General features: G+C 44.1%; 14 protein-coding genes and 1 tRNA gene. 7 read left to right on the plus strand and 8 right to left on the minus strand.

Annotated elements, in window-relative coordinates:
- From M1L62_RS02445 to M1L62_RS02465, 5 genes are all read left to right on the plus strand, one after another.
- Positions 1-636 carry an HAD family hydrolase gene (locus tag M1L62_RS02445; RefSeq protein ID WP_254411413.1) on the plus strand — a complete coding sequence of 212 codons (636 nt, stop codon included), beginning with the start codon at positions 1-3 and terminating at the stop codon, positions 634-636.
- On the plus strand, positions 626-1,822 hold the full coding sequence (locus M1L62_RS02450) for a site-2 protease family protein (protein WP_254411414.1): 1,197 nt from the start codon (positions 626-628) through the stop codon (positions 1,820-1,822). The genes M1L62_RS02445 and M1L62_RS02450 overlap by 11 nt, the downstream gene beginning before the upstream one ends.
- A gap of 37 nt (positions 1,823-1,859) precedes the next feature.
- Positions 1,860-2,444, plus strand: a complete 585-nt coding sequence (locus M1L62_RS02455; protein ID WP_254411415.1) for a 1-acyl-sn-glycerol-3-phosphate acyltransferase — start codon at positions 1,860-1,862, stop codon at positions 2,442-2,444.
- A gap of 84 nt (positions 2,445-2,528) precedes the next feature.
- A complete protein-coding gene (locus tag M1L62_RS02460; protein ID WP_254411416.1) occupies positions 2,529-3,536 on the plus strand; it encodes a phosphotriesterase family protein in 1,008 nt (335 codons plus the stop codon).
- A gap of 43 nt (positions 3,537-3,579) precedes the next feature.
- On the plus strand, positions 3,580-5,043 hold the full coding sequence (locus M1L62_RS02465; RefSeq protein ID WP_254411417.1) for a hypothetical protein: 1,464 nt from the start codon (positions 3,580-3,582) through the stop codon (positions 5,041-5,043).
- Here the strand turns inward: M1L62_RS02465 and M1L62_RS02470 are convergent.
- The 8 genes from M1L62_RS02470 to M1L62_RS02505 all read right to left on the minus strand — a co-directional run bounded on the left by M1L62_RS02470 (position 4,971) and on the right by M1L62_RS02505 (position 15,364).
- Complete coding sequence (locus tag M1L62_RS02470) at positions 4,971-6,269, minus strand: sensor histidine kinase (protein WP_254411418.1); 1,299 nt, start codon at positions 6,267-6,269, stop codon at positions 4,971-4,973. The genes M1L62_RS02465 and M1L62_RS02470 overlap by 73 nt on opposite strands.
- A 15-nt stretch (positions 6,270-6,284) precedes the next feature.
- Entirely contained in the window at positions 6,285-7,655 is a 1,371-nt protein-coding gene (locus M1L62_RS02475) for a sigma-54-dependent transcriptional regulator (RefSeq protein WP_254411419.1), read from the minus strand.
- A gap of 259 nt (positions 7,656-7,914) precedes the next feature.
- A complete protein-coding gene (locus M1L62_RS02480) occupies positions 7,915-9,081 on the minus strand; it encodes an ABC transporter permease (RefSeq protein ID WP_254411420.1) in 1,167 nt (388 codons plus the stop codon).
- A gap of 5 nt (positions 9,082-9,086) precedes the next feature.
- On the minus strand, positions 9,087-10,331 hold the full coding sequence (locus tag M1L62_RS02485) for an ABC transporter permease (protein ID WP_254411421.1): 1,245 nt from the start codon (positions 10,329-10,331) through the stop codon (positions 9,087-9,089).
- A 146-nt stretch (positions 10,332-10,477) separates the two neighbouring features.
- A complete protein-coding gene (locus M1L62_RS02490; protein WP_254411422.1) occupies positions 10,478-11,140 on the minus strand; it encodes an ABC transporter ATP-binding protein in 663 nt (220 codons plus the stop codon).
- An 83-nt stretch (positions 11,141-11,223) separates the two neighbouring features.
- Positions 11,224-12,672 (minus strand): TolC family protein, encoded by a 1,449-nt coding sequence (locus M1L62_RS02495; RefSeq protein ID WP_254411423.1) that lies wholly within the window; start codon positions 12,670-12,672, stop codon positions 11,224-11,226.
- A 5-nt stretch (positions 12,673-12,677) separates the two neighbouring features.
- Positions 12,678-13,922, minus strand: a complete 1,245-nt coding sequence (locus M1L62_RS02500) for an efflux RND transporter periplasmic adaptor subunit (RefSeq protein ID WP_254411424.1) — start codon at positions 13,920-13,922, stop codon at positions 12,678-12,680.
- A gap of 179 nt (positions 13,923-14,101) precedes the next feature.
- Entirely contained in the window at positions 14,102-15,364 is a 1,263-nt protein-coding gene (locus M1L62_RS02505; RefSeq protein WP_254412059.1) for an asparagine synthetase B, read from the minus strand.
- A 246-nt stretch (positions 15,365-15,610) separates the two neighbouring features.
- Here M1L62_RS02505 and M1L62_RS02510 point away from each other — a divergent pair, with 246 nt between their 5' ends.
- Positions 15,611-16,855: an ABC transporter permease gene (locus M1L62_RS02510; RefSeq protein ID WP_254411425.1), complete on the plus strand. Its 1,245-nt coding sequence runs from the start codon at positions 15,611-15,613 to the stop codon at positions 16,853-16,855.
- 115 nt (positions 16,856-16,970) lie between these two features.
- Positions 16,971-17,054, plus strand: a tRNA-Leu gene (locus tag M1L62_RS02515).
- The last annotated feature ends 19 nt before the right edge of the window (positions 17,055-17,073 follow it).

The raw sequence follows: 17,073 nt of genomic DNA on the forward strand, positions 1-17,073 counted from the left end.
ATGAAAAATAGCCGTATTAAGAATATAGTTTTTGACCTGGGTGATGTCATTCTCAATATCGACGTTCCCCTCGCTTCGAGTTCTTTTAGCAAACTGAGTGGTAAGGAACAACATGAGATCCTGACGCTTTTTAAAGAAAAAGAGCTCTTCCGCTTGTTTGAAACCGGATTGGTGGATGAAGACGGATTTAGAAACATGGTCAGGGAGCTGCTTGAATTCCCTGACTGGTCAGAAGAAATTATTGATACGGCCTGGAATAGCCTCTTACTGGATATTCCTCCGGCGCGCATTGAGCTGATAAAAGCGCTAAGCAAAAATTACCGTTTGTTCCTGTTGAGTAACACCAGCTCCATTCATATCAAAGAGGTTAACAAGATTTTGCATGCGGCTTCGGGCGTTGAAAAACTGGATGATTTGTTTGAAAAAGTTTATGTTTCCTATAAAATGGGACTGATGAAACCAAACCCTGAAATCTATCTTCAGGTACTACGGGAGTCAGGTCTGGTGGCAGAGGAAACACTTTTCCTTGACGATAATGCAGACAATATTGCAGCAGCTTCCAAATTAGGCATCGACACAATTCTCGTACAAAAGCCTGTCACAATATTGGACTATCTTAAAGATTATGTCGCCTAATACCCGTACCCACCTGATTCAGGGATTGCTTTTTCTTGCCACCGTTATCACTACCACCATGGCGGGTGCCGAATGGATGTTTGGCAATTTTTTTTCCTTCGTAACCTCGTCGGTTCATTTCTTAGCCGAAAAAATATCAGGAAAAGATATTCTTTTGACAAAAACGCCGATGGGCTGGACCCAGTTTTTTGCCGGTTTCCAGTTCTCCATCCCGTTTTTGGCAATCCTGACAATCCACGAGTTTGGCCATTATTTTACGGCCAAATTACATCAGGTTAAGGTTACACTTCCCTATTACATTCCGATGTGGTTTGGAATTCCACAAAGTATCGGTACGATGGGTGCTTTCATCAGAATAACTTCTGTGGTTCGTTCCCGGCTGAAATTTTTTGATATCGGTATTGCAGGGCCTCTGGCCGGATTTATTGCTGCGCTGGTGGTGTTGTATTATGGTTTTACGCACCTTCCGCCACCCGAATATATTTTCACTATTCACCCGGAATATGCACGTTACGGACTAAGTTATCCGCAGTTTGCCTACGAAAATGCAGAAGGGAATTTAGCCTTGGGCGACAATATTCTCTTTTGGTTCTTCAAAACCTTTGTTGCTGATCCCGCGCGCGTACCCCATGCTTATGAGATGACTCATTATCCGTATATTTTTGCAGGATATCTGGCCCTATTTTTCACATCATTGAACCTGATTCCAATCGGTCAGCTTGACGGTGGCCATATTCTGTACGGGATGATCGGTAAAAAGAAATTCGATGTCGTGGCGCCTGCGCTTTTCGTTGTATTCATATTTTACGCGGGTTTGGGTATGTTCCGCACCGAGGACTTCGCGATCAGCAGCGATTCTGTTTTTTATGAGCATTTGCTTTCTCTGTTTATCTACATTTATTTCCTTTACATCTGTCTGAGAAAAATCAGCGAGAATCCTGCAAACGCCATTATGCTTAGTCTGATGATCGTGGTTGCCCAGTTTGGTGCTACCTACATCCGTCCGGACTGGGATGGTTATTCAAATTTTCTTCCCTTTGTTTTCATCCTCGGACGCTTTTTAGGAATCCGTCATCCTGAAACCGAAGACAACAAGCCCATCGGAACGGCCCGGATGATTCTTGGAATATTTGCACTGATTATCTTCATTATTTCGTTTAGTCCAAAGCCATTCATAGTTCTCTGAACCAGCTGGCCAAACTAGTCAACCTCTTATCAATCCGATGTTAAACAACCTTGCGGCATTCATCTTTCGTATCGCCGGTTGGAAAATCATCGGAAGGCCGCCCTACGAAATCAGGAAGGCTGTGTGGGTTGGAGCGCCGCATAATTCCAACTGGGATTTCATGGTGTGTCTGGGTGCCCGGGGAGAAATAAAAATCAATATCGGTTTTCTGGCAAAAAGTCAGCTTTTCAAATGGTACTCCGGCTGGCTGTTTCGTGCGCTGGGATGTTATCCCGTTTACCGGAATAAGTCTACCAATATGGTTGATGCCGTTGCCAATCTTTTCAATGCAAATCAGCAGCTGCACATAGCCATAACCCCGGAAGGGACCAGAAAAGACGTTGAAAGACTCAAAACCGGCTTTTACCACATCGCCCTCAAAGCACAAGTTCCGTTAGTTTTAATAGGATTTGACTATCCCCGCAAAGCTCTGGTGATTAGTGAACCATTGTTTCTCACGGGTCATATGGAAACAGACCTGAAAAAAGTTTACGATTTTTACAGCAGCATTCAGGGCAAACATAAAACCTGGCTTCGGGAATACGAACGAACCGGGACGGTAATAAGCCAACAAAAAGACTGAAAGACGCTCAAAAAAAAGCCGTAACTTATTAATTGTCAATTCATCAATTAATATTACATTGCATAAGATTCAATATCTAAGCGTATGCAATCTCGCCGGGAATTTCTCCAATCCTGTCTGGCTACTCCTTTACTTTTGAATAATTTCCGTTATTCAGATGAAAAAATCATCACCGTTCTTGGAGAAGTAACCACTTCTCAACTAGGCCCCGCCCTGATTCACGAACACATTCTCGTTGATTTTATCGGTGCAGACAAGATCAGTTCAAATCGTTGGGAGCATAGCCAGGTGATCAGCAAAGTATTGCCTTATCTTACCGAGATCAAAAACAGAGGAATCAAAACGCTTGTGGAATGTACGCCTGCGTATATCGGTCGGGACGTATTGTTATTGGAAAAAATTTCCAAACAAAGTGGTATCCATATCATCACCAATACCGGTTATTACGGTGCCTCAGACAATAAATATCTTCCGCCGTGGGCTTTCCGGGAAACACCGGTTCAGCTGGCAAGACGCTGGATTTCCGAATCTGTCAACGGTATTGAAGGGTCTAAAATCAGGCCTGGTTTCATCAAGATCGGGGTTAATCCTGGTCCGTTATCACCCATGCATCAAAAACTTGTAAAGGCCGCTGCTTTAACCCATCTCGAAACAGGCCTTACCATTTGCTCCCATACCGGACCCGCAATCCCTGCTTTTGAACAAATTGAGCTGTTAGAAAAGGAGGGCGTTCATCCCGGTGCATTCGTATGGGTGCATGCCAATAGCAGTGACACCAATAATTTTATAAAAGCTGCTAAAATGGGCGCGTGGATCAGTCTGGACGGAATCAGTGACGATAGTCTGTTAAAAAATGCGGAAATCATTCATTTACTCAAAACTGAGAATCTTCTGAATAAAGTGCTCATCTCCCACGACGCCGGCTGGTACAAACCAGGCGAGGAAAACGGAGGCGAGTTCAGAGGTTTTACAACGATTTCCGATAAGCTGCTCCCTTTACTAAAAACAAAGGGATTTACCAATGCCGATCTGGATCAGCTGATGCTCAAAAACCCTGTTCAGATGCTCTCGGTAAGGGTCCGTAAAACATAACCCAATCCCCGTAAACTCGTAATTTAACTCACTCCGATAACTTATGACATCATTCTCTACCTTACATGCAACGCAAAAGAAAATTGCCATGCTGGCACTCGCAGGTTTTGCATTTCTTTATTTTATCTGTTCTGCCGGCATTAACGGCTCCAATGACGGCAGCCATTTTGCGCTGGCAAAAGCTGTTTACCAAAACCAGACAACGGAGGTCAAACCTTTTTTCAAGTACATCAAATGCTGCGATTTCGCCGAAAAAGATGGCAAAATCTACTCCGACCGGCTTCCCGGAACAGCGTTATTGATGCTACCCTTTCTGGCCTATGCGCAGTTGATGGAATCGATTGGACTGCATAATCTTGGAAATTTTTACGAATCCGATGTGGTAGCCATTTCGCTTCTCCCCAATATCTGCGCTGTGATAAGCCTGGTCCTCTTGTTTTTATTATATCGACAATCCGGTTTTGGCATAGAATTGGCCTTCGCAAGCACCGTCATATACGGCCTGGCGACGTTACACTGGCTTGAAGCGACACACGCATTTTCGCACATGCCTTCCGCGATGCTTATTTTACTGGCATTTTATTATACAGCCAACGTGAAGGATATACAAAAGAATCAGAAGGCAATTCTTTTGATCACGGCCATCATCAGCTTTTCCTCGCTGATTGAGCTTCAAAACATCCTGTTTCTTGCTCCGTTTTACCTTTATCTGTTTTATAATTCAACCAATCGGGACTATAAAAACTGGGTCCTGATGTTGGCAAAATCTGCGGTGGTTGCTGCTTTTTTCGTTGGATGCCTCTTGCTGTATAACTACGTAACTTTTGGTGAACTGATTTTAAAAAGCAACACCTATAATCCGAATTTTCCGGAAGAGAAGACGTTGGCAACCTCCCTGGGCGGCAATTTCATCCTGGGACTGGATAAATTACTGACCAGTTTCTCCAATATAGAAGTGTATTACAAATGGTATAAAGGCCGAAACAATGATACACCAGGCATTTTTGTGAGTTCACCGGTTATGCTTGTTTCACTCGCCGGCTATTTTCTTTTTATCAAAAAAGAGCGCAGCAAAGCGCTGCTTTTTATCTCGATGATCGTCATTTCAATACTGATTGCAGCCTTTCATAAAACCACGCTTACCAGGCATATTTTTACCATCACACCCTTTTTCTTCTTTCCCTTTATTTACGTGCTGCAAGCAATCTGGCAGTCAAAAACATACCGGCTTATCGGACTTTCCGTTATTGGGACAATTGTTCTGCTTAGTATGATGAGGATCTTTTACATCAATGTGACTTATTGGGAGCACGGTGTGAAAGGTTTTCCAAGGTACCTGACCGAGCTACCTTTTTTCTTCGCGTTTTACATTCCCTTGATAACCTTCCTGGTGCTGTGGAGAACAGCACACCATTTGAACTGGTTTTCAAATATTTACAATATTTTTCCGATAATAAAAGTCGTCCACCCGGCGGCATCTGAAAGCAGCGAAAAAGAAAAACCGTGATTTAACAGAATTTCCCTGGTCAGGGTAAGCCCTATGCCCTGGCCATCTTTTTTTGTGCTAAAAAACGGATTGAATAACTGCGTCGCCGTCTCTTCGGAAATAGGCTCACCATTGTTCCGGATCGCGATATGATTTTCAAAAACTTCCAGCTCTATACTATTTCCGGGCTGACAGGCATCAATTGCATTTTTTATCACATTGACAAAAACCTGCTCCATTTGAGCGATATCAATACGTGCCCAAAGCTGCTGGCTCTCGCCCACTTTGATATGCAGATTTAATCCTTTCTGTTCCGCGAGTGCGCGCATAAATACCCCGACACTTTTGACTAACGCAGCGACATCGGTATTCTCTGTTTTAGGTGCAGGCAAGCGCACGACGTCAGCGAAATTTTTCATAAATACGGCCAGTTTCTGATTCCGCTCCGAAGCCACTTTAAGCGCCTCACGCAAATCCAGAAAAGAATCCTCGGAAAGATAATTCCGCGTCGTCTGCAAAATTGAATCGGTTGCGCCCAGTGTATTGTTTACCTCGTGAGCCATCATACGGATCACTTTCCCATAGGCCTTTTTCTCCGATTCCAGGATATCTTCCGTCAGTTCTTCGATCATTAAAAAAGAACGTCGGAAGCCCTGGTCCATAAAATGAGAACGCTGGACTTTATAGGTTTCCACGCCATTTATTTTGACCGTTTTGGAATCTCCGTCCTGCAAATCTTCCAGTTGATTGAGTAGGGAGAGATTAAGTTCTTTCAGCCTTTTACCGATAAAAAACTCAGACTTCCGATCAAACTGCCGTCTCGCTTTTTCATTGATCTGGGAAATCTTTTCATCGAAATCCAGAATCAGAATAGCGATCGGTGAAGCTTCTATTAACTTTTCCAGAAAAAAATGCTGCTCATTCAGTTTGATACGTTCTTCTCTTAACTGATCGATCATGAGGTTGTACACTTCAATCAAAACGTCCACTTCATTTTTCCCGGTCGGCACAAATTTGATGGTAAAATCCTTGTCCTTAATGGCTTCAATCCCGGACCGAACAAAGTCGATCGGCCTGGAAAAATCCCGGTAGATCTGCACTGAGATAACGATGGAAATAACGATCAGTACCTCCGACGCTATAAAATACAACTTATTTTCACTTAGCCACTTAAAGGCCAGAAACACCAGTATCGCATGGATTGTGATGATGAAAAAAATGTACTTATAACGAAGTGGTAATTTCATGAACAACGATATGGATTAATTTTCAGATTCGTAAGAAATGCCATATTTCTCCAATCTGCGGTATAGTGCAAATCGCGTGATACCCAATGATCTGGCCACACGGGAAATCTTCTGCTGGTGAAATTCCATCGCACGAATAATCATCTGATACTCCATTTCTTCAAGCGTGAGCGTCCCCACTTCGGGTAAAGCGCTTTTTCCCGAGGGCTGCGGACTGGGATTGAGGTTTCTTTTGAAATCATCAATATCCAGAATATCCTGTCCGGAAAGCAATACCGTCCGCTCCACAATATTTTTCAACTGACGAATATTTCCCTGCAACGTTAATGTTTTCAGCCATTTTAAAGCAGAAACTCCCAGTTGCAAATCCGGACGCTGGTAAATTACTTTGAGGTTATTAACAAAAAACTCTGCCAGGATAGGAATGTCTCCGGGACGCTCGCGGAGAGCCGGAAGTTTCACGGTAATCAGGTTGATCCGGTAAAACAAATCCTCCCGAAAAGTGCCCTGAGCCACCATTTCTTCCAGATTACGATTGGTGGCACATATCACCCGGACATCCACTTTCCGGCTTTTGCTGCTACCAAGCGGCTCAAAAGTACGCTCCTGCAATACCCTTAATAACTTCACCTGACTTGCCAGGTCCAGCTCACCGATTTCATCAAGAAAAATGGTACCACCATGCGCCATTTCGAACCGACCGATACGGTCCGCCTTCGCGTCGGTAAAAGCACCTCTCACATGTCCAAACAGTTCACTTTCAAACAATGTTGAAGAAATGCCTCCCAGGTTCACCTTGATGAAAGGTTTCGATTTTCTTTTGCTGTTGAGGTGGATCGCCTCCGCAATCAGCTCCTTTCCCGTGCCGCTTTCGCCGGTTATCAGCACAGGCGCATCGGTCGCCGACACCCTTCCTATCGTTTCAAGGATTTCTAAAAGCCTGGGATCTTCTCCCACAATATTTTCAAAATGATAGGTTTGTTCCAGTTTCCGACGGCTGGCCGACTGCGGTGTCTGTTGCGCCAGGTTCAGGATCGTTTTAACAGATTGCAGTAAATAATCATTTTGCCAGGGTTTTGTGATAAAATCCCTCGCCCCTTCCTTCATGCCTTTCACCGCCAGGTCAATGGTGCCCCAACCTGTAATTAATATCACCGGTATTGCCGCGTTGAGTTTTCGGATACGCTGCAACAGATTCATACCTTCTTCGCCGGAGGTTTCGATCGAAAAATTCAGATCAAGAAGAATTAATTCCGGAGTATCCTTATTTAATATTTCAATGGTATCCTCAGGAGAAGCCGCGCCCCTGACACTAAACCCTTCTTTTTTCAGGAGAAGGGCCAGAGAAGTACGGATGGCCAGGTCGTCGTCAACGATGAGGATCATAAGGTTTGCAATTGATTTTACCCGAAACTACTAATATTTTGAAAAGACATTACATTTTGATCGATCCTTGCCCTGTTGGGGCATCCTGTTTATAGAAAAAAGTGGCCTTGCATCTTCGCGCACTCCGTAGGAGTGTCCTGCTCGATTGTCGGTGATAAAAATATCGTGCTGTCAATCAGGAGGCTCCTACGGAGCCAGATATTGTTATCAATCCTAAATTTCTATAAACAGGCAGCTCTTAAAAGAGCTGTTCCTAAATTTACTCCTCATGCAAAGCAACCGCCGGATGAATTCTTGATGCCTGCCGGCTTGGATACCAGGCACACAATGTCACAATTAAGAAAATTATAATGACAGCCGCTATCATAGCCGTGACATAAATACTGCTGGCAATATCAAAAACATTCAATAGCGGAAACTGGACTGAAAACACCAGTCCTACAACCATACTCAAAGTTGCAAGCACCCATATTTCACCAAGAAATTGACCGGTCACCTTTCCTTCCGTCGCCCCCATGGCCCGACGAAGACCAATCTCATTTTTTCTTCTGGCAATACTCAGATTAAGTATCCCAAAAAGACCGAGTGCAACATTTGTCAATAAAAACCCACTGATGATCAGAAAGATCGATACAGGCACGAGTGTCAGGTTATGACGATTTTTGCGTGATTCTGTTAAATAACTAACTTCGATCCCCCAGCCAGGCAACATAGTTGCGATATCTTTCACGAGCCGGGCTTCGAAATTGGCATCGGTTCCCGGCTTGGTTTTGATCAAAATATTGCTGTTCCACGAATCATCTTTTTGTATCATCTGGAACATCGCAGGATTATCCGACATAAACTCGCCTTTGGCTTTGAATTTATCAACCGTTCCGACCACCTTATAGGAAACTTTCTCATCAACCCTGATCACTTTTCCCAACGGATTTTCATCAAGAAACAGCTTTTCCTGCAATTTTTTATTGATCACGATCGGAATAAACTTTGACACCAGATCAGTCTCGTTGTACCAACGGCCTGTCAACATGGGCAGATCAATTGTCTTACTAAAATCTGTATCCGTATTGTAGTGATCCGCCAAAGCAGACGTTTTTTTGTAAGTGATGGAATTGTTCATCTGGTTGGCCGAAAATGGCGTATTGCTGCTCATACGCGACGCAGATTCCACATTCTGATAAGACCTTATCCTTTGCAAAATTCTTTCCAGCTTACCTCCCACCTCCACCGTATCCTGATTGCTGGCCAGATCCACATTCCAAACATTTTGATATTCAAATCCTATAGGTTCCACATAGTTGCTGACATTAAAAACGATCAGCGAAAGCACACCGAACAATACCATAAAGGAGGCCCAAATCTCGATAATGAGCAGTGAATGCGCACCTTTTTTATTCCAGATTAATTTAAATAAGTGTCGTAACATGAGATTCAGGATTTTAAAGCGTCCACAATTTTTAACCTAGACATTCTGAAAGCAGGCAGAACACCGGACAACAATCCAAAAAACAGACAAACCAGAATGCTTATCAGAAAAACAGTGAAATTGATCGTTAGGTCTGCATAGGCTATCCAGCCGCTGGCATTAATCATTTGAACGATTGCAAACGAAAAAATCAAAGCAAAAACACCGCCGATAAGTGTGATAAAAACATTCTCGATGATGAATTGCCACAGCAACGCCTTCGACGGCGCACCGAATGCCTTTCTGACACCAATTTCCGATGCTCTTTCCAGGATGCGACTAACGTTGACATTGACAAGATTGATGGCGGGCAAACCCATTAACATCAGTAAAACCAGTCCCACGATCGCGTAAAAAAAGATTTTCTGGGTTTCATCCCTCGCCAGACTGTTCAAAAAATGATCAAAATATCGGTCTGCCTTGATAATTAAGACTGGAAATTTTTTCACATCACCAATTTCAGACTTGGGAATTCGGGCAATACCGCTGTCAAACTCTGACTCAATTTCGTCAAGATCAGATTCCTTTTTCCCCAACAATAAAGCGATGTACCGGCCCCGGATGCCTTTGTTTTCATAATTACTTTTCGGCGCCGTGTACGGAAAGTAGACGTCGCTGTACGTATAAACACGAGTCGGCGGGCTCCCTTTTACCACACCAATGACCTTGTAATTAACGCTTTCTATCTCAATATTCTTACCGACAACATTTTCGTCTCCCTTTTCGAAATATTGATTTTTTAGCGCATCCGTAATAACGGCAACATGATCTCCATTTCTGATATTCTGATCGTTATAGGGCTTCCCTTCGAGAAACTGAAAATCGGTAACACCCCAGAATTCAGCATCCGTATATTTAGTATTCAGCTTGATACGCTTCCCGTTCACATAGGTATTGGAAAAGCTGAAATTGGAAAAAATGGTAACCTTCTCCGGTGTTTTCAGTGATTTGGCATATTTGTTCAAAAAGCTGAAAGTGGCCGGTCCGGAAGAGATGGAAGTTCTTGCTGAGTCCGTCTGGATCACCATCCCGATATACAACGTCTTGTTGCGTTTTGTTTCCGGATAATGAGCTCCAAAAAGATGATCCAAAAACGATGTAATCACCATCAGCACCGTCAGCGTCAGACTGATCCCGAATAGCGTGATAAATGTATAGAAAGGATGCCGAAGCAAAACCTTCCAAGCGATTTTTATGTAGTTTATAAGCATGGCAGCAGGAATATTTTAGATAAGACTGACTGATAAGATGGTAAAATGAGTGAATGATAGATTGATAGAATGAGAGAATATTTTCTGTACGCCAGCTCATTCTATCATTCAAAATTCAATCATCGCACCGGCGACCCGGTCAAAATTCATAAAACCTGCGTCCCGTCAAATAACCTGATCAGTCTGTGCGTTCTCTTGGCCATAGCGTCGTCGTGGGTTACCATGACGATCGTCGCGCCATCTTCATTAAGCGATTGCAGAATGTTAATAATCTCGTTTCCCATGGCACTGTCCAGGTTTCCGGTGGGTTCATCGGCGAGGATAATCTCCGGTTTCCCGACAATGGCTCTGGCAATTGCCACCCGCTGTTTTTGCCCGCCCGACAACTGTTTTGGAAAATGTTTCATTCGGTTGGCCAAACCCACTTTTTCCAATGCTTCTTCCGCAAGTTCTCTGCGCTGTTTGGCATTGGTGGAGCGGTAAAGCAATGGAATTTCCACATTATCGATTACCGAAAGGTCATTGATCAAATGGAAGCTCTGGAAGATAAATCCGAGCATTTTGTTCCGTAAGGGAGCGATTTCCTTATCGTTAAACCGCTCAACTTTGCGTCCGTCAATTTCAATAATACCCTTCGACGGCGCATCAAGCAGACCAATGATATTCAACAAGGTACTTTTCCCGCAGCCGGAGGGTCCCATGATGGACACAAATTCTCCCTTTTTTACATCCAGATTGATGTTGTTAAGCGCAAGTGTTTCTATCGAGCTCGTCCGATAGACTTTTTCAACATTTTGCAGTTTGATCATGGCAGGTTTTTATGTTTAAGTTTTGTGAGGAGAGGCGTATGGCAAAGAGCAGGGTAATTATCCCATGCCCCCAGCCCAACACCCTAGGCCCCAATTTTCTGGTTTCTTTCAAAGTCATACAAGGTCAACAAACGCAGGGTGTAATATGACTGCCAGTAATCCCGCAATGCCAGGATATAATCCCGCTTGGCCCGGTCCTTTTCCTGTATGGCAATACCCAGATCGGTGACACTTAAATTACTTAGTATAAAACGATCCTGTGCGATCTGATACCGGTTTGCAGCAATCTGATCGGCTAGTTTTGTCAATTTTACCTGCTTTTGCAACATCTGCAAAAGCGTTACCTGCGTAAAAATTTCCTGTTCAAAAGTAAGCTTATCCTGCTCAACGGACTGCTGCGCAAATTCCTGATTTGCCTTGGCGACTTCCGTTCTGGCCTTGTTACGCCCCCAAGTCATTATGGGCAGCGTAAATTGCAGCTCGACAAATTCCCGATCCTGCGGTTTTACATAAATATCACCCGGTCGTGGTCCCTGATTAGATAATCCAAAAGTAGCGCTAACCGATGCATTCAGGCCATTTTCCTTTTTTGCCTGCACCACATCCCGATTCGCTTCCAGTAATCTGCGCGCAAAAGTAATTGCATCGGCACGATTGGCGAAAGCTTCGTCCAGCGCTTTTTGCGGATCAATGGCAAATTCATCCAGCTCCTGCGGCACCTCCAGTTCCAGTTCGCGCTCATCCCGCGAACTCAGGAACATTTTCAGTTTCAATGAAGCAACCGCTGCCGATTGATTTGCCGAAGCAAGATCTTTTTGCGCAGTCAGCAGTCCCATTTGAAGTTGTAAAAGATCGTTCTGGGATATCTTGCCAAGTTCCAGCTTGTGGCCCGCAATTTTGTAAAGGGTATCGTTATTGCTCCTGTTTTTACCGGCAATCTGCAAGTTTACCTGTGCCACCAGCAAATCAAAATATAAACCTGTGGCTGCCAGAGCTACCTGTTCAAGGTCACCGATGTATTTCTGATTACCTTCCTGAAATTTCAACGGCTCAATTTTCCGGTCCCATTTCATTTTATTGAAACGAAACAAAGGCTGATCGATGCCGAATTCAAAAGGAATACCATTATAACTGGTTCTATTTCCGGCAAAATCGTCAAACCGCTGCATTTGCTGCTGAATGTAAATTGTACCGCCGGTCAAGGCAACGCTTTGATTCAACAAGAGGTTAACCGTTGAATTGTTATTAGAAACCGACTTGAAGGAAACCGTCCCGTCCGGCTGAACAACCTGAATATAGGAATTCGTAAAACCCGGCACCGTACCGTTCAGGCTAAGCTGTGGTTTGAAGTCGGCCAGAAAAGAACGGTACTTCCAGTAATTCGTTTTCTTTAACGTAACCGCCTGTTTCGAGGCAACGGATTGCTCCCTGGCCTGCTGCACCACCTCCGTCAACGACAACCGCAGCGCCTGCGCAACTGAAAAATGTGCCTGAAAAACAAACAGAAAAAAGTATAAACATCTCATTTTCATACCCCTTATTGAATTGAGATTTCTTCCAGATTTTCAAACTGACTCATATCGGTCAGGATCACATTTTCGCCTTTTTGCAGCCCGCTTTTAATTTCAACGTAATCGAAATTGGATAAGCCAACCTCAACCTCCCGTCGCTCGGCAACGCCGTTTTTGAGAACGTAAACAAACTGTTTTCGCTTCCCGTTGAATGCAGGGCCGTTGGCAACACGAAGCGTTTTTACACGATGATCGGTGATGATAAAAACTTCCACTTTCATGTTCGGTCTGAGCGATTCATTTTTGGCATTGTCAAGCTGCACCACAAATTCGATGATTCCGTTTTTAATGGACGGTTTCACTTGCGTAATGATTCCGCGCAACACTGTTTCGTTCATTTTAATGATAACCGGCAAACCCGTTTTGACCTGATCCGCATATACGTCTGAACAGGAACCATCGATTCTGAAACTGCCCAGATCGGCAACCTTTGCCAGCATTTCGCCCTCATTAACAGCTGATCCGATATTTTCGTTAACCCATGTTAGTACACCTTTTCGGTCGGCAACAATGTCTGCCATTTTCAGTTTATGCAGCAGTTCTTTTAGATTATTGCCTTCAATCTGTGCGCCAAGCTGTGTTTCCTTCAAACTGGCACTCATCGATTCACGGTTATAGGACAGGTCATTTTCCAACTGTTTTTTTTCCAGTTCTGCTATTCTTAGCGCATTTTCGGCCCGGGTAATGTCCTCCCCCGTACCTCCGCCCACTTTTTGGAGGCGTTTGGCATCTTCAAAATCAGCACGAAGTTTATTGATGTTAAGGGACTTGATCTTGTCGTTAATCTCCGCATCAAAAAGGTCTTTGTTAAGCTTCATCCGCAGCTGTTCAATGCTGTTGCGCTTTAATTCCAGCTGATCCTTAAACTTTTCCGATTCAATTTCGGTGAGCGATTTATCCAGATCCACGATCGCTTGTCCGGGCATCACCGGTGTCCCCGGCGTAATTAAAATCCGACGAATGCTGGCACGAATGGGGCTGGTGATAATCTGTTCATAAGCCGGAATGATCTCTCCGGAAGCAGTCAAAGTATTTTCAACATCACCGATTTCCACAACACTGCTGCGGATACGGGATGCTTCCATGGTCCCTTTCAAAGACTTTCGTAAAAAATAAACGGCGGCGACCAAAACGAGAATACCGGCAATGCCGATAACCCACCGGCGGTTTTTCTGTTTTTTAATATAATCCGGTTCAACTTCCCGATCCATTTTGTAAAATTTTAGATACAGACAATTTCAATTTCATGGCTAACTGTATTTTTTAGTCAGAGAATTGTGCCAAAACCTAAATATCTATCAATGAAGTATTTACAAGAAAAATAAAAAGAAAAAACCGTGCGATAATGCACGGTTTGTGTGTTATTGAACGATAAGGACTAAGCGCCGAATCAGGTTTTCATCTTTTTCTTTTTCGCTGCCGGGAAAAGAATGTTATTCAAAATCAAACGATATCCCGCCGAGTTTGGATGCAGATTCAAATCAGTCGGCTCCTCTCCTACGCGGTGTTGATAATCCTCCGGATCATGACCGCCGTAAAAAGTAAAAAATCCTTTCCCGTGCGTGCTGTGGATATATCTGGCTTCCTGTGCGGTTTTATTTTCAGCAAGCACCACAACTTCCGGTTTCACAAAACGATTTTTAAATGCAGTAGTCTGCCCCAAAAATCCTTTGATAATGGTTTGGTGATTCTGCGTCAGCATGCTTGGTACAGGATCCCATTTGGCAGAAAACTGGAAAAGCGAAAAGAAATCATTTCCTTCACTCAGGCCACGTTCATCCGGTTGGTTGTCAATATCCGAAAACTCCACCTCGTAAGGATAAGGTATTGTTTTAAAATTCTGAAAGGCAAAAGTATTGCCGAAATTCAGCTTGCTGTTCGCGGTCGGATCTGCCGGCGAACCATCATACATAGCCTCAACAATATCAATACCCTCGGCGGCCAAAGCAATGTCAAACGTATCTGTGGCGTTACACATCGCAAACATATACCCCCCACCCGACACAAATTCAGAAATTTTCTTAGCCACAGCCAGCTTCATTTGCGGCACATTGGCAAACTGAAATTTGTCCGCGACGCCTTCCGCCTCCTTTTTCTGCTCACGATACCAGGGGTAATCCTTATACTGGAAAAACTTACCGAACTGGCCGGTAAAATCTTCATGATGCAAATGCAGCCAGTCGTACTCGGGTAACTTTCCACTTAAAACCTCATCATCGTAAACGACGTCGTAAGGAATTTCAGCATAGGTCAGCACCAACGTTACGGCATCATCCCAGGGTAATTTTGATTTGGGAGAATAAACAGCCACCCTTGGCGCCTTCTGCAACTTCACCGCATCCATATTGACATCAGGCGCACTGATCTGGTTTAAGATCTGTCCGGCCTGTCCTTCTGAAATGACTTCAAAACTCACCCCCCGCACCGTCATCTCAGCCGCAAATTGCTGATTATAGGCCACCATAAAACTTCCTCCGCGATAATTCAGCAGCCAGTCCATTTCCATTTCGTAGCTTTTCAATATCCAGTACGCTATTCCATAGGCCTTCAAATGGTTTTTCTGAGAGTCGTCCATCGGAATCAATAGTCTGTTGCCAAGACATTGGCCAGAAATGGCTAAAAAAATGATAAACGGAGCAAAGAGCCGTACCATTGGTTTGATTCTTTCACGCATCATGTGCAGCTTTACGAATTAATAAAAACAGGTTGTCTTTTACCAAAAACGAAGGTTAATAAGTCATCCTGATACCAAGAGAAATTCCCGGGTTACTTGAATGACGGCCTCTACTGCGGCTCCAATCACCCGGATTCATAACGAAAGATACGCTTATCACCGCGCATTTTTTATCCGAATTAATGTAATTTTATTAAATATGGCACGTAACGCATAATTTATACGATGAATATTAAGGAAAATGTAGACGAGGGCTTGCGTTCCATTCAGTCGAATCTGCTCCGTACGGTACTTACTGCCCTCATTATTGCGATTGGCATTACTTCACTGGTGGGCATTCTTACGGCCATTGAGGGTATTCAGAATTCGGTTAACAGCAGCTTTGCAGACCTTGGAGCCAACACCTTTACGGTTAAGAATCATGAGGAAAATAACTTCCGGAGCGGAGGACGGCGCGGGAAACGTTATCCGGTTATAAATTATCGCGAGGCTTCTGAATTTTCTCAGCGTTTCAGGGATGAATACGAAGGAACGGTATCACTCTCGGCCATGATTGGCGGGGCGGTCCAGGCGAATCACCTCTCGAAAAAAACAAATCCGAACAGCAGTGTGATCGGTGCCGATGAGCAGTATCTCGGAATAAACGGTTATAAAATAGATTTCGGAAGAAACCTTAATAAAAACGATCTTGAAAATTCCCTGAATGTGGCCGTTCTGGGACAGGAAATTGCCCGGAACCTGTTTGATCAGGTTGACCCTGTCAACAAGGAAGTTACTTTCATGGGTTCAAAATATAAGGTCATCGGCGTTCTTGAAAAAAAAGGATCTCTGGGCGGTGGCACTGACTCCGACCGTATCATCATCATCCCGCTGGACAACGGACGCGGGCTTGCGGCCAACAGGACATTAACTTACAACATCACTGCCTCTGCCGCCAACATTACCGATGGCGAGTTTATTATCGAAGAAGCCCGTGGCCTGATGCGACGTATCCGCAACGACAAACTTGGAACCGAGGATTCCTTTGTACTGGAACGTGCCGATGCGATGGCAAAGGATTTTGAGAACATTTCCGGTTATTTAAGAATTGGCGGATTCGGGATTGGCATTATTACGTTGCTGGGCGCTTCCATTGCACTGATGAACATCATGCTCGTTTCAGTGACCGAACGTACCAGAGAAATCGGGATAAGAAAATCACTGGGGGCAACACCAAAAGTGATACGTTTTCAATTTTTGATCGAAGCGATCGTGGTGTGTATCATTGGCGGGATTGCCGGCCTTTTCCTTGGAATCATCATTGGTAATATCATTTCCAACTCCATTAGCGAAGGCAGTTCGTTTGTAGTGCCGTGGTTGTGGATGGCGCTGGGAATTATTGTTTGTGTCGTCGTCGGTGTACTTTCAGGGATTTATCCGGCAATAAAAGCTTCACGACTGGATCCTATCGAAGCATTGCGTTACGAATAACCTTATGAGCATCAGCACACTTACAAATATCACAAAAATTTATGTAAAATATTTAGCGCAAAAGTTTGGGTAATCCGATTTTCTCCCTACTTTTGCACTCCCAACACAACACAATGCCCAGATGGCGGAATTGGTAGACGCGTTGGTCTCAAACACCAATGAGGTTACACTCGTGCCGGTTCGACTCCGGCTCTGGGTACAAATGGCTCTGACGATAA

The sequence above is a fragment of the Dyadobacter diqingensis genome, assembly GCF_024220585.1.
GTDB classification, from domain to species: Bacteria; Bacteroidota; Bacteroidia; order Cytophagales; family Spirosomataceae; genus Dyadobacter; species Dyadobacter diqingensis.

What these genes read in the sequence shown, in the direction of transcription:
- M1L62_RS02450 (WP_254411414.1), top strand. Translation starts at nt 626, where the DNA reads ATGTCGCCTAATACCCGTACCCACCTGATTCAGGGATTGCTTTTTCTT.
- M1L62_RS02470 (WP_254411418.1), bottom strand. Translation starts at nt 6,269, where the DNA reads ATGAAATTACCACTTCGTTATAAGTACATTTTTTTCATCATCACAATC.
- M1L62_RS02500 (WP_254411424.1), bottom strand. Translation starts at nt 13,922, where the DNA reads ATGGATCGGGAAGTTGAACCGGATTATATTAAAAAACAGAAAAACCGC.
- M1L62_RS02485 (WP_254411421.1), bottom strand. Translation starts at nt 10,331, where the DNA reads ATGCTTATAAACTACATAAAAATCGCTTGGAAGGTTTTGCTTCGGCAT.
- M1L62_RS02510 (WP_254411425.1), top strand. Translation starts at nt 15,611, where the DNA reads ATGAATATTAAGGAAAATGTAGACGAGGGCTTGCGTTCCATTCAGTCG.
- M1L62_RS02445 (WP_254411413.1), top strand. Translation starts at nt 1, where the DNA reads ATGAAAAATAGCCGTATTAAGAATATAGTTTTTGACCTGGGTGATGTC.
- M1L62_RS02465 (WP_254411417.1), top strand. Translation starts at nt 3,580, where the DNA reads ATGACATCATTCTCTACCTTACATGCAACGCAAAAGAAAATTGCCATG.
- M1L62_RS02455 (WP_254411415.1), top strand. Translation starts at nt 1,860, where the DNA reads ATGTTAAACAACCTTGCGGCATTCATCTTTCGTATCGCCGGTTGGAAA.
- M1L62_RS02495 (WP_254411423.1), bottom strand. Translation starts at nt 12,672, where the DNA reads ATGAAAATGAGATGTTTATACTTTTTTCTGTTTGTTTTTCAGGCACAT.
- M1L62_RS02505 (WP_254412059.1), bottom strand. Translation starts at nt 15,364, where the DNA reads ATGGTACGGCTCTTTGCTCCGTTTATCATTTTTTTAGCCATTTCTGGC.
- M1L62_RS02490 (WP_254411422.1), bottom strand. Translation starts at nt 11,140, where the DNA reads ATGATCAAACTGCAAAATGTTGAAAAAGTCTATCGGACGAGCTCGATA.
- M1L62_RS02460 (WP_254411416.1), top strand. Translation starts at nt 2,529, where the DNA reads ATGCAATCTCGCCGGGAATTTCTCCAATCCTGTCTGGCTACTCCTTTA.
- M1L62_RS02475 (WP_254411419.1), bottom strand. Translation starts at nt 7,655, where the DNA reads ATGATCCTCATCGTTGACGACGACCTGGCCATCCGTACTTCTCTGGCC.
- M1L62_RS02480 (WP_254411420.1), bottom strand. Translation starts at nt 9,081, where the DNA reads ATGTTACGACACTTATTTAAATTAATCTGGAATAAAAAAGGTGCGCAT.